Origin of the sequence: Seohaeicola nanhaiensis (assembly GCF_042654245.1) — a bacterium.
In the GTDB taxonomy this organism is placed as follows: domain Bacteria; phylum Pseudomonadota; class Alphaproteobacteria; order Rhodobacterales; family Rhodobacteraceae; genus Seohaeicola_A; species Seohaeicola_A nanhaiensis.
This window is the reverse complement of the sequence record NZ_JBHSGI010000005.1, coordinates 83,913-98,927: the sequence shown is the minus strand read 5'-3', so window position 1 is coordinate 98,927 and position 15,015 is coordinate 83,913. Positions and strand designations below refer to the sequence as shown.

The window sequence follows — 15,015 nt, the reverse complement described above, 5'->3', positions numbered from 1 at the left end:
GCGCGTGCCTCCGGCGGAGGTATTTCTGAACCAGAGAAGCCAGGGTCGCGGCGCGCCGGCCCGGCCGGTCAGTCGCCCAGCACGAGGCCGGCGTCGGGGGCCCAGGCGAGGCCGACCGGCGCGCCGATGGCATGCATGTCGCCGCTGCGGTTGGTGTCGACCACGCGCAGCGGCTTTTCCAGCCCCGGCACGACGACGAGATAGGTGATGCGGTCGCCGAGGTAGACCGCCTCGGTCACGGTGCCGCCGAGTCCCTCGGCCCCGAGGGTCAGCCGTTCGGGGCGCAGGGCGAGGTGGACGGACGCGCCGGGGGCGCGCGGTGCGGACTCGGCGAAGGGCGCCGCTAGGCGGCCGAGCGGGCCGGCGTCCACGGTGGCGGCGTCGATCACCTGCGCGGGGATCAGGTTCATGGTGCCGATGAACTCGGCCACCTCGCGGTTCACCGGCTGTTCGTAAAGGCGGCGCGGCGTGTCGATCTGGAGGGTTCGCCCGCCCGAGACGATGGCGATACGGTCCGACAGGGTCATCGCCTCTTCCTGGTCGTGGGTGACGAAGACGAAGGTGATGCCGAGCTTGCGCTGCATGGCGCGCAGTTCGAGTTGCATCTCTTCCCGCAGCTTCTTGTCGAGCGCCGAGAGCGGTTCGTCCAGCAGCAGCACCTTGGGGCGCATGACCAGCGCGCGCGCGAGCGCGACCCGCTGGCGCTGGCCGCCTGAGAGGGCATGGGCGTTGCGGCGGGCGAGGCCTTCGAGCTTGACCATCGCCAGCGCCTCGGCGATGCGCGCGGCGGTTTCGGCGCGGGAGAGGCGCAGGTTCTTGAGGCCGTAGCCGACGTTTTCCTCGACGTTCAGATGGGGGAAGATGGCGTAGGACTGGAACACCATGTTGGTGGGCCGGCGTTCGGGCGGGATGCCGTTCATGTCCTGCCCGTCGATCAGGACGCGGCCGGTGGTCGGATGTTCAATGCCCGCGAGGATGCGCAGCAGGGTGGTCTTGCCGCAGCCCGAGGCGCCGAGCAGCGAGAAGAACTCGGCGCGGTCGATGTCGAAGCTGACGCCCTTCAGGGCCTGGAAGCTGCCGAAGGACTTGGTGACACCCTGAATTTCGATTTGCGGGGTCATTCAGAGGTCTCCGGGGTTGGACGATTTGACGCCGCGGCGGCGAAGCAGTTCGGCGGCGACGACCAGCAGGGTGGAGACCACGAGGATCAGCGAACCGAGCGCCAGGGTGCCGGGCAGGCGGTTGGGAAAGCGCAGCTGCGAGTAGAGGTAGACCGGCAGGGTGTTGTCGGTGCCGGTGAGGAAGAAAGCAATGACGAATTCGTCGAAGGAGATGATGAAGCCGAGCAGCAGCGCGGAGATCACCCCGGGCAGCGCCAGCGGCAGGGTCACGCGGCGGAAGGTTTGCCAGGGCGGGCAGCCGAGATCGCGCGAGGCCTCTTCGAGGCTGGGGTCGAATCCCTCCATCCGCGACATCAGCACCGAGGTGCAGAAGGGCAGGCAGATCAGCACGTGGCCGGCGGCCACGGTCCAGAGCGAGAGCGGCAGGTTCAGCACCTTGAGCAGGATCACCAGCAGCGAGACGGCGAGGACGATGGAGGGCACGACCAGTGGCAGCATCATCGCCGAGAGGATGGCCGGCTTGCCCGGAAAGCGGTAGCGGGTCAGGGCCAGGGCGGCGGGGACGGCGATGGCGGTGGTGAGCAGGGAAACGCCGAGGCCGATTTTCAGCGAATTGGTCAGGGCGGCGATCATCGGCGCCTGCTGCCACATGTCGGCATAATGGCGGAGCGTGAAGCCCTTGAGCGGGAAGGTGGCGAAGGTGTTGTCGTTCAGCGAGAAGACGACGAGCAGCAGGACGGGGCCGTAGACGAACCCCATGAAGAGCACCGCATAGGCGGTCAGGCCCCAGCCGCGCCTCATGCCGCCCTCCGCGCGCGCATCTTCCAGTAACCGATCACTGTGAGGAAGATCAGCACCAGCAGGGCGATGATCGCCATCATCACCAGCGAGACAGCGGCGCCCATGGGGGCGTTGTTCTGTTTGGTGAAGAGCTGCTGGACGAGGCTGCCGATCATGCTGCCGCCGGTGCCGCCGACGAGCTGCGGGGTCACATAGTCGCCCACCGTAGGGATGAAGACCATCAGCGCGGCGGCGATGGTGCCGGGCATCGAGAGCGGCAGGGTGATGCGGCGGAAGCGGCGCCAGCGGCTGTCGCCGAGGTCGGCGGCGGCCTCGATCATGGAACGGTCGATCTTTTCGAGGGAGACGTAGATCGGCAGGACGACGAAGGTGACCCAGGCGTGCGACAGGGTGATCATCACGGCGGCGGGGTTGTAGAGCAGGAATTCAAGCGGCTTGTCGATGACCCCGAGCGAGATCAGGCCCGAGTTGATCGCGCCGTTGAAACCCAGAACCACCTTCCAGGAGAAGACGCGCAGAAGGTAGGAGGTCCAGAACGGGATCGTCAGCAGGATGATCCAGGCGGCCTTGTTGCGCTGGACCCGGAAGGCGATGAAATAGGCCATCGGATAGGCCATGAGCACGACGGCGACGGTGGCGGTGAGCGACATCGCCAGCGACTTGATCATCAGGATCGCCGGCACCGGATAAGCCAGGGGAAAGGGGATCCCCATCCAGACGGTGGTCTTGTCCGAGGTGGCGAAGAGGCGGCGGTAGTTGTCGAGCGTCAGGGTGGTGTCGAGGGTGAAGCCGGTCTGGGTCCAGAAGCTCATCACCACGAGGGCGGCGAGCGGCAGGGCCAGCATCGAGACCATGACGACCAGCGCCGGGGTGATCATCCAGAAGCCGGTCCAGGCCTCTTGCCGGCGCGCGCTGTCGCGGCGTTTGGCGGTCGGGGCGGACACGCGGCGTGCCTAGAGGTGCATCGCCTTCAGGTCTTCCCAGACCTTGTTCTGGTCTTCCTGCACCGCATTGTCGGGTGTCTTGAAGACGATCGAGTTCTCCATCATTGCGATAGGGTCGCTGAGGCCCATGTTCTTGACGGCCTCGGCGTCGGCGATTTCGAAGCTCTTGGTATTGGCGTGGCCGTAGCCCGAGCTTTCGATCAGCAGCTTGCCGGTTTCGGGCGAGAGCCAGGCGTCGATGAAATCGTAGGCCGCGGCTTCGTCGGCCTTGCCTGAGTTCAGCAGGGTGAGACCGCAGAACCAGGTGAACATGCCTTCCTTCGGCACGGCATATTCGACCGGGACGCCTTCGGCGCGCAGGTTCGAGATGAGGTCATTCCAGGCGTAGGCGGCCACGATCTCGCCCGAGGCCATGGCCTGTTGCAGGGTGGTGGCATCGGTCCAGAGGAAGCGGGCGGTATCGAGGCCCTTGTTGCCCCATTCCTCGGCCGCGGCGCGCAATGCGTCGCCGGAGAGGTTGTAGACCTCGTCATAGCTCTTGCCGGCGACCATCAGGCCCATCTGGATCACCAGCGCGTCGTCCAGGGTGGAGACGCGGCCCTTGTAGCGCTCGTCATAGAGGATGCCCCAGGTCGGGCTGTCGATGAAATCCTTCTCGACAAGATCGGGGCGGTAGGCGATGGCGGCGTTGCCCCAGTCGGCGGGGGCCATGACCACATCGCCATTCATCACCACGCCGTCGGCCTTCTTGAGGACCGGGAAGACGTCGTTCCAGTGGGACAGGCGGGCGGTGTCGATGGGAACGGTGAGGCCCGCGTGGACGAAGCGGCCGACGGAATAGTTGCAGGGGTGCATGACGTCGGCGGCGAACCCGGCGAGCACCTTGGCCAGCGCCTCTTCCTCGCCGGCGAAGATCGAGAAATTGGGCTGGGTGCCGTATTTGCTCATGTAGGCCGGGAAATAGCTGGGGTCGTCGTAGCCGCCCCATTCGAGGCAGGTCAGCAGTTCGGCCGCGCGCGAGGCGCGGGGCAGCAGGGTTGCGGAGACGCCGAAGGCCGCGGCCCCGGCGATCATGTCGCGGCGGCTGACCTTGCCTTGCGACATGCGGTCGATGAACTTGATGCGCTGCATTCGGGCGATCTCCACTGATGTCACGGGAGGCGCGGCGGGGCGGTTGAAATGCAGCCGCGCCGCCGGTCTGGTCCGGCAAGAATTTCTGTTGCCGAGACTGGCGCAAAGCCCGGAACCGCGCAATGGTCTTGTCGTTCCTGCATGGAGATTCCTGGTGCAAAAAGCGGACCTTATCCTGACGAATGCCGATATCCGCAGCATGGACCCGATGGTGCCGCGGGCCGAGGCGATGGCGATGGCAGGCGGGCGCATTCTGGCGCTGGGGAGCGCGGCGGAGATGCGGGCGCTGGCGGGCGAGGGGGCCGAACACCTGGACGCCGGGGGGCGGCTGGTCCTGCCGGGGTTTCATGACACGCATATCCATCTTCAGGACGGCGGGCATCATTATGTGGAAAGCGCCGATCTGACGACGGCGGGAACGCCCGAGCGGCTGGTGGCGCTGTTGCGGGAGTTTGCGCAGGGAACCGAGCGGGCGTGGATCTATGGCGGGTTCTACAACGCGACGCTGCTGCACGAGGGCAACCTGACGCGCGAGGTGCTGGACCGGGCGGTGCCGGACCGGCCCTGTTTCATCACCGCATCGGACGGGCATAACGGCTGCCTCAACTCGCGCGCCATCGAGGCGCTGGGGCTCACTGACGAGACGCCGGACCCGCCCGAGGGGCATTTCGTGCGTGACGCGCGGGGGCGCGCGACGGGGATGCTCTACGAGCGGGCGGTGACCTGGTGCAACGAGCGCCGGCCGCAACCGCCCGAGCAGGAATACATCGAGGGGGTGCAGCTGGCGCAGGCGCTGGCAAACCGGCACGGGATCACCGGCGTGCTGGACGCGCTGGTCGAGGACCGGCATGTGCGGATCTACAACCGGATGGCGGCCGAGGATGCGCTGACGGTGCGGGTGATCGCGACGGCGCTGGTTCATCCGGGCGAGGAAGCGGCGGCGGCAGTGGTGCGGGTTTCGGGGCTGCGGGCGAGTGCGCGGCATCCGATGTTCCGGGTGCATTCGGCCAAGTTCTTCTTCGACGGGGTGATCGAGAATCGCACCGCGGCGATGATCGCGCCCTATTCGGACGCCATCGGCGGCAACGCGCCCCTGATGTTCGCGCCCGGAGACATCGCGCGGCTGTTTCCGGCATTCGATGCGGCGCGGTTCCAGATCCATGTGCACGCCATCGGCGACATGGCGGTGCGGGCGGCGCTGGACGGGATGGAGCGCGCGCGGGAAGAGAACGGCGCCTGGCCGTCGCGCCATCACATCGCGCATATCCAGTTCATCGATCCGGCGGATATCCCGCGCTTTGCCGAGCTGGGGGTGGTGGCGAATGTCCAGCCGCTCTGGGCGCGGGCCGAGGCGCCGGTGACGGAGAGTTCCATCCCCGTCGTCGGGCCGGAGCGGAGCAGGTATATCTATGCCTTCCGATCACTGCGCGAGGCGCGGGCCGAGATGGTGCTGTCGTCTGACTGGACGGTGAGTACGCTGAACCCCTTCGAGATCATCGAGACGGCGGTGACGCGGCGGCCACCGCGCCGCGAGGCGAATGTGGCGAGCTTCCTTCCCGAGCAATGCCTGACCATCGAGGACTGTGTGGCCGGCTATACCATAGGCGCGGCGCGGGCCGGGTGGCGCGATGACGAGACCGGCAGCCTCAGCCCCGGCAAATGGGCGGATTTCGTCGTGCTGAGCCAGGACATCTTCGCCTGTTCGGCGCACGATATCGGAGACACCGAGGTCGTGGGCACCTATCTGGCCGGCCGGGCGGTGCACGGCGGGCTGTGAGAGGCGGATGGACCCTCCCCGCAGGGGGAGGGGAATGTGTCAGGCGGTCCGGCGGCGGCGCAGGCCGAGGGCGGCGAGGCCGGTCAGCAACAGCAGGCCGCCGGCCGGAAGCGGTACGACTCCGGGTTCTGTGGTCCCGTCGGGGCCGGTGAGGGTGACCTTGTCGAGATAGGGGCCAAGGTTGTTCGGCCGAGCCAGAAGTTCAACGAAGATATAGACGTCTGCGTTTGCCCCTGGGGTGAAGAGCGCCCCGAGAGAGTCCGGGAAGCTGTAGCTGTCGAAATCTAATGCCAGGATGTTGGTTGTGCCATCGGTGAAGCCGATGCGCAGCGCATCGTTTTGCGTGCCTGCGGGAAAGTCGAAGGTCAGGCTGTATTCCTTGCCCGCAAGCAGGCTGAAGGTCGACTTCGTGCGCAGATAGGCCGGGGCGTTGCTGCCGGTCCCGTCGAGGTCGAGGCAGGTGTCGGTACATCCCCAGCCCGGGCCGCCGTTCAGGATATCGACATTGCCCGCGAGCACGTCCCAGTTGGTCAGCGACGTGGTCGGGGTGTAACTCGACCCGCCCTTGTCATCGGCAGCGAATGTATCCTCGAACAGGAGCGTGGCGGCATTGGCGCCGGTGGCCAGAAGGATCGCTGTTGCCGCCGCGGCGGCGCGTGTCAGGATAGGTTTCATCAAGAACTCTCCAACAATGACTCTGACTTCAGTCTCGCATTGTTGCCGATTCTGGGGAAGTCTTAACGCGTGAGCTCTTTCATCCCCTTGGCGAGGCCGGAGAGCGTCATCGGGACCATCTGCTTGTCGAAAATGTCCTGGATCATCGAGATCGACTGGGTATAGCTCCAGTATTTCTCGGGCACCGGGTTGATCCAGAGGCTAGAGGGCCATTTCTCGCGGGCGCGCTGCAGCCAAAGGGCGCCGGGTTCGGGGTTCCAGTGTTCGGAGGCACCGCCGGGGTAGGCGATTTCATAGGGGCTCATCGAGGCGTCGCCGACGAAGATGCATTTGTAATCCGCGCCATAGGTGCGCAGCACCTCGTGCGTCGGCGTCTGGGCGTCCCAGCGGCGGCGGTTGTCCTTCCAGACCCCCTCGTAAAGGCAGTTGTGGAAGTAGAAATACTCCATGTGCTTGAACTCGGCGCGGGCGGCCGAGAACAGCTCTTCCACCACCTTCACATGCGGGTCCATCGAGCCGCCGACGTCTAGGAAGAGCAGCACCTTGACGGCGTTGCGCCGCTCGGGGCGGACCTTGACGTCGAGATAACCATGTTCGGCGGTGGCGCGGATGGTGCCGTCGAGGTCGAGCTCTTCGGCGGCGCCTTCACGGGCCCAGCGGCGCAGGCGCTTGAGCGCCACCTTGATGTTGCGGGTGCCGAGTTCGACGGTGTCGTCGAGGTTCTGGAATTCGCGCTTGTCCCAGACCTTCACGGCGCGCTGGTTGCGGCTTTCCTTCTGGCCGATGCGCACGCCTTCGGGGTTGTAGCCATAAGCACCGAAGGGCGAGGTGCCCGCGGTTCCGATCCATTTGGAGCCGCCCTGATGTCGGCCCTGCTGGTCCTTCAGCCGTTCGCGCAGCGTTTCCATCAGCTTTTCGAAGCCGCCGAGCGCCGCGATCTCGGCCTTTTCTTCCTCGGTCAGATGCTTTTCGGCCATCTTCTTCAGCCATTCGGCCGGGATGTCGACGGCTTCCAGAACCTGTTCGAAGCCGATCTGTTCCAGCCCCTTGAAGGAGGCGGAAAAGGCGCGGTCGAACTTGTCGAGGTGGCGTTCGTCCTTCACCATCGAGATGCGGGCGAGGTAGTAGAAGGCTTCGACGTCATAGGTCGCGAGGCCTTGTTTCATGCCTTCGAGGAAGGTCAGGAATTCGCGCAGGGTGACCGGGACACCGTGTTTCCTGAGGCTTTCGAAGAAGGGCAGGAACATCGCTCAGACCACCATGCGTTCGATGACAACCGTGGCGATCATGCCGATGAGCGCGAAGGCAATGCCATAGCCGGCGCCGTATTGCGCCATGTCGGCACCCGAGCCGCCGCGCTTTTTAGCCGTGAGGCTGCCGATCAGCACCCCGAGTAGTCCGCCACCGATCACCAGCATTCCCGTATCCTCAGAGACCGCGTGCCCTTGGGTTGAGCGCCGCGATTTCACGCATCTTCGCGTGCACCGCATAATCCGAGCCAAACCCGTAACGCGCCCAGCCGAGACTGTCCAGCCGGACGACCTGCGCCTCATCCGCGCGGCCGGCGAGTTCGAGCGCCTCGGCCTTGAGCAGCATCAGCGTGGCGAGCAGGGCGGCGTTTTCGGCGCGGGCGGCGACGGGCAGGTAGGGGTCGATCCGGCGGATGGCGGTGGGGCCGTCGCCCCGGCTGATCGAATAGGCGGCGGTCTGGGTGGTGATGAAGGCGCGGTGCAATTCGGTGCCGGGGCTGTTGGACAGGATCGACAGCGCGTTGGAATAATGCTGCTGCGCCAGCGCCGGGTCATCGCCCTGAATCATCCGGCCCATCATGTAATGGGCGAAGGCGCGGCGATGGTCCTGCCAGCCCTGTTCCTGCGCGATGCGCGCGGCGTCGGCGGCGGCGCGGCGGCGGGCGTCGAGGGCCGAGCCGGGACCGAGCGCGGTCTGCACGTCATCGACCCATTGGCGGGGCGTCGGGCTGACGGCGCGGGGCGGCTCGCTGTCGCCGCGCGGGTTGAGGCGGCTGAGGATGGCTGGCAGGCGGGCGGCCACGTCGGCGCGGGTCATGCCGCTGTGCAGTTCGGGCGCATAGGTGGCGCGCAGGATCAGCATGTCGAAACCGGTCAGCACGGTGTGCACGTTGTCGTCGTTGAAGACGGAATCGGGCAATTGATAGAGGTCGTTCAGCGGGCCCAGCGCCTGGGCGAGTTCCTCGTGCAGGCAGTCGCGGATTTCCTGCGGGGCGGCGTCGGCAGGGACGAAGATGCCCAAGCGAAAGCGCTCGCGCAGCATTGACCAGTTGGTGTCGGGCCTGTGCCGGTTGCGGCGGTACTCCTTGAGGCTGGATACGTTCGGCACGACGAAGCAGGCGGCCTGCGGCAGGGCGCGGCGGATCTCGTCGCGGCTGACCGCCTCGATGGTGATACTGGCATCGCCCCCGGTCACCTCGCCGATGTTGAGATTGGCCTCGCGCTGGAGGCGACCGAGCAGGGCGCGCAGGTCGGGGCGCAGGCTGGGCGGCGCCTTGCCGGCGACGCGGACGGTGATCGGACCTTCGAAGCGGGTGAAGACCGGAAGCTCGCGCCCGCTTTCCAGTTCGAAATGCAGGGTCAGGAAGTCGGAGGCGATGTTGACGTTCGAGGCGACGGGCGGGCGCACCTCGGTCGAGCCGAAGGCCTTCATCGGCGGCAGGGAGCTGTCGGCGATGGTGGCGCGCGTCGGTATATCGCCTTCGGTGTCGCAGGCGGTCAGCGCAAGCGCCGCGAGGAGGACCGCGAGCCGTTTCACGTTCGGCTGTATTTGATGAAGGGCGTCTTGACCGCGATGCGGTCATAGAGCTGGCGGGCGGTGGTGTTGAAATCCTGGGTGAGCCAGTAGACCGAGGGCGCGCCATGGGCGTCGGCGGCGGCATAGACCGCCTCGATCAGCTTGCGACCAACGCCGGTGCCGCGCGTTTCGGGGCGGGCGTAGAGATCCTGCAGGTAGCAGACCTCTTCGATCTTCCAGCCGTGGCGGTGGAACAGATAATGCGTCAGGCCGACCAGCCGTCCGTCCTGTTCGGCCACGAAACAGCTGAAGTCGCGGGGATCGTCGCCGAGAAGGCGGGCGAAGGTGCTGTCATAGACCTCGGGCGCGACGGAGGATTCGTAGAACTCGAGATAGCCGGTCCAGAGCTCGGCCCATTCGGCGCGATCTTCGGGGCGCAGCGGGCGGATGGTGAGGGCGGAGGTTTCGGACATGGCGGCACCGTGGCAAAGAGCGGACGTGCGCTCAAGACGCACAGGGCGCAGATTAGAGAGCGCGCGGCGCGGCGGCAACAGTGGGCGGGGCCGTCACGCCAGCAGAGCGAGCGGGATGAGCGAGAGGAAGCTGGTCCAGATGATGACCGGAGTGATGGCATCGGTGCGCACGCCGTAGAGCAGGGCGAGGGCGAAGGCCATCATGCCGGAAGGGCCGGCGGCGGTGAGCAGGAACAGCGGGGCGGCACTGTCGCCGGGGTCGACAAAGGCGATCAGCGCCCAGACGATGGCGGGGAAGAGCGCGAGCTTGAAGGCCGAGACGGTGACGACGACGGGGCTGGGGGTTAGCCGGCTGCCTGAGAGGATGATGCCGACCGCCAACAGGGTCAGCGGCGAGGCGGCGGCGCCGGCGTAGTGCAGGGCGGTTTCCACCGGCGCGGGGATGGCGAGGCCGGCGAGGTTCATCGCGATGCCCAGCACAATGGCCACCAGCACCGGGTTCCGGCCCATCGAACGCACGGCGGCGGAGGTGCCGTCCTTGCCCGAGATCAGCTCCATCGAGATGATGAAGAAGGCGAAGGAGACGGTGGAGTCCCAGGCGACGATGGCGGTGATCGGCGCGGCGCCAGCGGTGCCGTAGATCAGCACCGAGATCGGCCAGACATAGAGCAGCGTGTTGACGAAGACGACCGCCATCGCCAGCAGCCAGCTTTCGCCATGTTCGCGTCCGAAGACGCGGCGGGCGATCAGGTAGGTGAGCGTGAAGCAGAGGATCTCGGCCACGACATAGAGCGCGAGTGCCTTCGCCGGGAAGGTCGAGACATCGAACTGGGCCACCAGCGGAAAGATCAGGGCCGGCTGGAAGATCAGGAAGGCAAGTCGGTTGGCCGCGCGCGCTTCGGTCTCGGAGACGACGCGCCCGCGGCCCAGGATGAAGCCCAACGCCAGTACGGAGAAAACCGGCAGGATGTTCCCGGTCAGGACGTTGAGCATTCGGTTTGGCCTAGCGCGTCTTGGAGCGGGCCATGAAGGCGAGGCGTTCGAAGAGGTGCACGTCCTGTTCGTTCTTCAAGAGCGCGCCGTGCAGCTTGGGCAGAGCGTTGGCGCCGTCGCGCTTGAGGTCCTCGGGGGTCAGATCCTCGGCCAGGAGCAGTTTCAGCCAGTCGAGCACTTCGGAGGTCGAGGGCTTTTTCTTGAGGCCCGGCTGTTCGCGCAATTCGTAGAACTGGGTGAGCGCGGTTGTGAGCAGCGCCTCCTTGATGCCCGGATGGTGGACTTCGACGATCTTGCGCATGGTCGGTTCATCTGGGAAGCGGATGTAGTGGAAGAAGCAGCGGCGCAGGAAGGCGTCGGGCAGCTCTTTCTCGTTGTTCGAGGTGATGATGACGACGGGGCGATGTTTGGCGCGGATCGTTTCGCCGGTCTCGTAGACGAAGAACTCCATCCGGTCGAGTTCCTGCAGCAGGTCGTTCGGGAATTCGATATCGGCCTTGTCGATCTCGTCGATCAGCAGCACCACGCGCTTGTCCGACTCGAAGGCCTGCCAGAGCTTGCCCTTCTTGATGTAGTTGCGCACGTCATGGACGCGCTCGTCGCCAAGCTGGCTATCGCGCAGGCGGCTGACGGCATCATACTCATACAGTCCTTGCTGGGCACGGGTGGTGGATTTGATGTTCCACTCGATCATGTCCATCCCGAGGGCGTTGGCGACCTGGCGTGCGAGCTCGGTCTTGCCGGTGCCCGGCTCGCCCTTGACCAGCAGCGGACGTTCGAGCGTGACGGCGGCATTTACCGCGATCGTCAGGTCGTCGGTCGCCACATATTCGCTGGTTCCCTGAAATTTCATGTCATTCCAATCCCTTGTTTCCCGGTCCCTTGGATCCGCCTGCGCGGGGGGCTTTTAGCGTGAAGCGGATGCTATTGTGTAGTGACATTCTGCGGTGGCTCGGCTAAACGCTGCGGCAGTGGGGAACCCGTGTTCCAAGGAAGTGTCATGTCCGAAGTTGTGGGTCAATCCGAGGGAGTGCAGATGAAGCAGGACGTTTTTCTGCCGGACGATTACCGGCCGGCCGAAGATGAACCTTTCATGAATGATCGCCAGATTGAATACTTCCGCAGAAAGCTATTGAACTGGAAGCACGATCTTCTTGAAGACAGCCGCGACACGATCGAAGGCCTTCAGGACGGCACCCGCAATATTCCCGACATCGCCGACCGCGCCAGCGAAGAGACCGACCGGGCGCTGGAACTGCGCACCCGGGACCGGCAGCGCAAGCTGGTCGCCAAGATCGACGCCGCGCTGCGCCGGATCGAGGAAAACGAATACGGATATTGCGAAGTGACCGGCGAGCCGATCTCGCTCAAGCGGCTGGATGCCCGTCCGATCGCGACGATGAGCCTGGAGGCGCAGGAACGTCACGAGCGGCGCGAGAAGGTGCACCGCGACGACTAAGGCGCGGGTTTTGCGAGAAATTTCACGGCGCCGGGGCAGACTGCTCCGGCGCCGTCGCTTTTGAGGCAGGGCGGTTTGGGACAGGACGTTGCAATTCTGGGCGCCGGGATCGGCGGTATGGCGGCGGCGGTGGCGCTGGCGCAGGGCGGCGCGCGGGTCCGGGTGATCGAGCAGGCACCGGCGCTGACCGAGGTGGGCGCGGGGTTGCAGATCAGCCCAAACGGGATGGTGGTGCTGGAGCGCCTGGGGGTGACATCCGAAGGTGCGGTGCAATCCGAGGGGACCGAGCTGCGCGATGGTCGCGCCGGGCGGCTGGTGCTGCGGCTGGGACCGCCGGCGGCGGGACCGACCTGGTATTTCCATCGCGCCGATCTGCTGGCGCAGCTGGCCTCGCGGGCGCAGGCGCTCGGCGTGACAGTGGAGCTCGGACGGCAGGCAGTGGCAGTCGACGCGGAGGCGGGGCAGGTCACTTTTGCGGATGGATCGTCGGAAACTGCCCAAGTTTTCATCGGAGCGGATGGGGCGCGGGGTGTTTCGCGCGGGGCAATCAACGGCGCGGCACGCCCGCGGTTCACCGGGCAGGTCGCTTGGCGGGCACTGGTGCCTGGGCAGGGCGAGCAGGCGGTGGCGCAGCTGTGGATGGGGCCGGGGCGGCATGTGGTGATCTACCCGCTGCGGGGCGGGGCGCTGCTGAACATCGTCGCGGTGGAAGAGCGGCGGGATTGGACCGAAGAGAGCTGGCGGCGCGAGGGCGACCCGGACGAGCTGCGCGCGCGGTTCGCGGGATTCGGCGGTGTGGTGCGGAGCGCGCTGGCGCGGGTCGAGACGGCCCATCTCTGGGCGCTGCATCTGCATCCTGTGGCCGAGCGGTGGTATCGGGGGCGGGCTGCGCTGCTGGGCGACGCGGCGCATCCGACGCTGCCGTTCCTGGCGCAGGGGGCGTGCCTGGCGCTGGAGGACGCCTGGACGCTGGCGGCCTGTCTGGGGAATGGCAGCGGTTTCGCGCGCTACGAGGCGCTGCGGAAGGATCGTGCCAAGGCGGTTGTGGCCGAGGCCGGGCGCAATGCCTGGCGGTTCCACCTGCGCGCGCCCATGCGCCAGGTGGCGCAACTCGTGCTGCGGCTGGGTGGCGCGCGGGTGGCGCCGGACTTCGCCTGGGTCCACGGTTACGACGTTACAGAGGCAGCTCAGTCGTTTCCTTGATCTCTTCCATCACGAAGCTGGAAGAGACATCTGACATCTCGACCTTGCGGATCAACGCACGGTAGAGCCGGTCGTAGCCGGCGACATCGGCGACGCGGGCGCGGATCAGGTAGTCGAGATCGCCGCTCATCCGGTAGGCGCCAAGGATTTCGGGCATCGCCCGGGTGGCGCGGGCGAACTTGTCGAGCCAGTCGGGCTCGTGGCGGCTGGTGCGCACGAAGATGAAGACGGTCAGGCCCAGCCCGAGTGCCTCGGGATCGAGCAGGGTGACGCGGCCGCGGATCACGCCGGACTCTTCCAGCGCCTTGATACGGCGCCAGCAGGCGTTGCGCGAAAGGCCGACGCGGGCGCCGAGATCGTCCAGCGGAATGGACGCATCTTTCTGCAAATGCGCCAGAATGCGCCGGTCCATGTCATCAATCGTCCTCATGTATGCCACTATCGTGGGACATGATCTCGCAATCAACAAAATTTGGTTGCGCTTTGGGATAATATCCCGGTATCCGTCGGTTAATGTGTCGTCCATCTCGAAAAACAGGAGCGTCGCATGATTACCCGTGTCTTCCTCGACCATCCGCGCAGCGTGGATGAAAGCTATTTCGAACATGCGCGCTTTGCCGGCGGCTTTTCCCTGCGTCTGTTCGGGGCGGCCTGCGCGGCAGCGGTTCATGCGGTGATCCCCTGCCTGTTCGAGCGGACTGCCAGCACGATGATCGCCGAGATGTATCAACGCACCCACAACCGGGGAAAGTGAATGTGCCGATGGGCCGCCTGGATCGGTAAGCCGATCTTTCTGGAAGAGATTGTCAGCCGGCCCGGCCATTCCCTGATCGTGCAGAGCCATCAGGCCGAGCGGTGCACCAGCACCGTCAACGCGGATGGCTTTGGCGTCGCCTGGTACGATCACCGGCCCGAGCCGGGGCTGTATCGCGACGTCTATCCCGCCTGGTCGGATCCGAACCTGGCCGCGGTGGCGCGGCAGGTGCGCTCGCCGCTGTTCCTCGCGCATGTGCGCGCCTCGACCGGGTCGGCGATCAGCCGCAACAACTGCCATCCCTTCGCGGTGGGGCGGTGGAGTTTCATGCACAATGGGCAGGTTGGGGGCTTCGACGCCTTCCGCAAACACGCCGACATGGGGATCGACGACGCGCTCTATCCCATGCGCAAAGGGGCGACGGACAGCGAGGCGATCTTCCTGCATGCGCTGGGGCTGGGGCTGGACGCAGATCCGGTGGGCGCGATGCGGCGGGCGGCGGCTGATATGCAGCGCCTGTCCGAGACGCGCGGGACAGCACCGTACCTGCGACTCTCGGCGGCCTGGTCGAATGGCGAGCAGCTCTGGGCGGTGCGCTATGCCTCGGACGCGGAGGCGCCGACGCTGTATTACCGTCACTGCGCCGAGCGGGGCGGGTTCATGGTGGTGTCGGAGCCGCTGGAAAGCGATGGCCTGGGGTGGACCGAGGTAGAGATCGGCACCGTCTGCCGGTTCGATGGCGCGCGCGTCGTGACCGAGCCTTTCGGTCTTTTCGAGGCCGAGCGCGCAGCCTGAGAGCGTGATCTGTGTGGGGAATTTATCCCTGCCGTTTGCACAAAATTAATGCCTTAAAAGCTGCGGTTGACAGGGTGGATCGAAATTGACCCAATGCCTTCAAGTTCTGGATTTAAAATCATG

Annotated in this window: 17 protein-coding genes; 5 read left to right on the top strand and 12 right to left on the bottom strand. The window is 65.9% G+C overall.

Going from position 1 to position 15,015, the window contains the following annotated elements; all coding sequences use genetic code 11:
* Window positions 1-68: 68 nt before the first annotated feature.
* The 4 genes from ACFO5X_RS07845 to ACFO5X_RS07830 are packed head-to-tail and all read right to left on the bottom strand — an operon-like array spanning window position 69 to window position 3,997.
* The gene (locus ACFO5X_RS07845) at window positions 69-1,121 is read right to left on the bottom strand and encodes an ABC transporter ATP-binding protein (protein WP_380716744.1); all 1,053 of its coding nucleotides are present in this window, start codon (window positions 1,119-1,121) and stop codon (window positions 69-71) included.
* A complete protein-coding gene (locus ACFO5X_RS07840; RefSeq protein ID WP_380716742.1) occupies window positions 1,122-1,922 on the bottom strand; it encodes an ABC transporter permease in 801 nt (266 codons plus the stop codon).
* On the bottom strand, window positions 1,919-2,866 hold the full coding sequence (locus tag ACFO5X_RS07835; RefSeq protein WP_380716741.1) for an ABC transporter permease: 948 nt from the start codon (window positions 2,864-2,866) through the stop codon (window positions 1,919-1,921). The genes ACFO5X_RS07840 and ACFO5X_RS07835 overlap by 4 nt, the downstream gene beginning before the upstream one ends.
* A 9-nt stretch (window positions 2,867-2,875) precedes the next feature.
* A complete protein-coding gene (locus ACFO5X_RS07830; RefSeq protein WP_380716740.1) occupies window positions 2,876-3,997 on the bottom strand; it encodes an ABC transporter substrate-binding protein in 1,122 nt (373 codons plus the stop codon).
* A gap of 154 nt (window positions 3,998-4,151) precedes the next feature.
* Here ACFO5X_RS07830 and ACFO5X_RS07825 point away from each other — a divergent pair, with 154 nt between their 5' ends.
* Window positions 4,152-5,774 (top strand): amidohydrolase, encoded by a 1,623-nt coding sequence (locus ACFO5X_RS07825; protein ID WP_380716739.1) that lies wholly within the window; start codon window positions 4,152-4,154, stop codon window positions 5,772-5,774.
* A gap of 39 nt (window positions 5,775-5,813) precedes the next feature.
* On the opposite strand, the gene ACFO5X_RS07820 is transcribed toward ACFO5X_RS07825, so the two are convergent.
* The 7 genes from ACFO5X_RS07820 to ACFO5X_RS07790 all read right to left on the bottom strand — a co-directional run bounded on the left by ACFO5X_RS07820 (window position 5,814) and on the right by ACFO5X_RS07790 (window position 11,534).
* Entirely contained in the window at window positions 5,814-6,449 is a 636-nt protein-coding gene (locus tag ACFO5X_RS07820) for a VPLPA-CTERM sorting domain-containing protein (RefSeq protein ID WP_380716738.1), read from the bottom strand.
* 62 nt (window positions 6,450-6,511) lie between these two features.
* Window positions 6,512-7,696: a vWA domain-containing protein gene (locus ACFO5X_RS07815; protein ID WP_380716737.1), complete on the bottom strand. Its 1,185-nt coding sequence runs from the start codon at window positions 7,694-7,696 to the stop codon at window positions 6,512-6,514.
* 3 nt (window positions 7,697-7,699) lie between these two features.
* Entirely contained in the window at window positions 7,700-7,867 is a 168-nt protein-coding gene (locus ACFO5X_RS07810; RefSeq protein WP_380716736.1) for an apolipoprotein acyltransferase, read from the bottom strand.
* Window positions 7,868-7,877: 10 nt separating this feature from the next.
* The gene (locus tag ACFO5X_RS07805) at window positions 7,878-9,236 is read right to left on the bottom strand and encodes a DUF2927 domain-containing protein (protein WP_380716735.1); all 1,359 of its coding nucleotides are present in this window, start codon (window positions 9,234-9,236) and stop codon (window positions 7,878-7,880) included.
* Window positions 9,233-9,688, bottom strand: a complete 456-nt coding sequence (locus tag ACFO5X_RS07800; protein WP_380716734.1) for a GNAT family N-acetyltransferase — start codon at window positions 9,686-9,688, stop codon at window positions 9,233-9,235. The genes ACFO5X_RS07805 and ACFO5X_RS07800 overlap by 4 nt, the downstream gene beginning before the upstream one ends.
* Before the next feature lie 93 nt (window positions 9,689-9,781).
* Window positions 9,782-10,681 (bottom strand): AEC family transporter, encoded by a 900-nt coding sequence (locus ACFO5X_RS07795; RefSeq protein ID WP_380716733.1) that lies wholly within the window; start codon window positions 10,679-10,681, stop codon window positions 9,782-9,784.
* A gap of 10 nt (window positions 10,682-10,691) precedes the next feature.
* Window positions 10,692-11,534: an AAA family ATPase gene (locus ACFO5X_RS07790; RefSeq protein WP_380716732.1), complete on the bottom strand. Its 843-nt coding sequence runs from the start codon at window positions 11,532-11,534 to the stop codon at window positions 10,692-10,694.
* A gap of 183 nt (window positions 11,535-11,717) precedes the next feature.
* Between ACFO5X_RS07790 and dksA the strand changes: the two genes are divergently transcribed.
* On the top strand, window positions 11,718-12,140 hold the full coding sequence (gene dksA, locus ACFO5X_RS07785) for an RNA polymerase-binding protein DksA (protein ID WP_380717286.1): 423 nt from the start codon (window positions 11,718-11,720) through the stop codon (window positions 12,138-12,140).
* Window positions 12,141-12,215: 75 nt separating this feature from the next.
* On the top strand, window positions 12,216-13,343 hold the full coding sequence (locus ACFO5X_RS07780; protein WP_380716731.1) for an FAD-dependent monooxygenase: 1,128 nt from the start codon (window positions 12,216-12,218) through the stop codon (window positions 13,341-13,343).
* On the opposite strand, the gene ACFO5X_RS07775 is transcribed toward ACFO5X_RS07780, so the two are convergent.
* Window positions 13,315-13,773: an Lrp/AsnC family transcriptional regulator gene (locus ACFO5X_RS07775; RefSeq protein ID WP_380716730.1), complete on the bottom strand. Its 459-nt coding sequence runs from the start codon at window positions 13,771-13,773 to the stop codon at window positions 13,315-13,317. The genes ACFO5X_RS07780 and ACFO5X_RS07775 overlap by 29 nt on opposite strands.
* Window positions 13,774-13,890: 117 nt before the next feature.
* Between ACFO5X_RS07775 and ACFO5X_RS07770 the strand changes: the two genes are divergently transcribed.
* Both ACFO5X_RS07770 and ACFO5X_RS07765 read left to right on the top strand, forming a co-directional pair.
* Window positions 13,891-14,097, top strand: a complete 207-nt coding sequence (locus ACFO5X_RS07770) for a DUF6356 family protein (RefSeq protein ID WP_380716729.1) — start codon at window positions 13,891-13,893, stop codon at window positions 14,095-14,097.
* Entirely contained in the window at window positions 14,098-14,892 is a 795-nt protein-coding gene (locus ACFO5X_RS07765; protein ID WP_380716728.1) for a class II glutamine amidotransferase, read from the top strand.
* The last annotated feature ends 123 nt before the right edge of the window (window positions 14,893-15,015 follow it).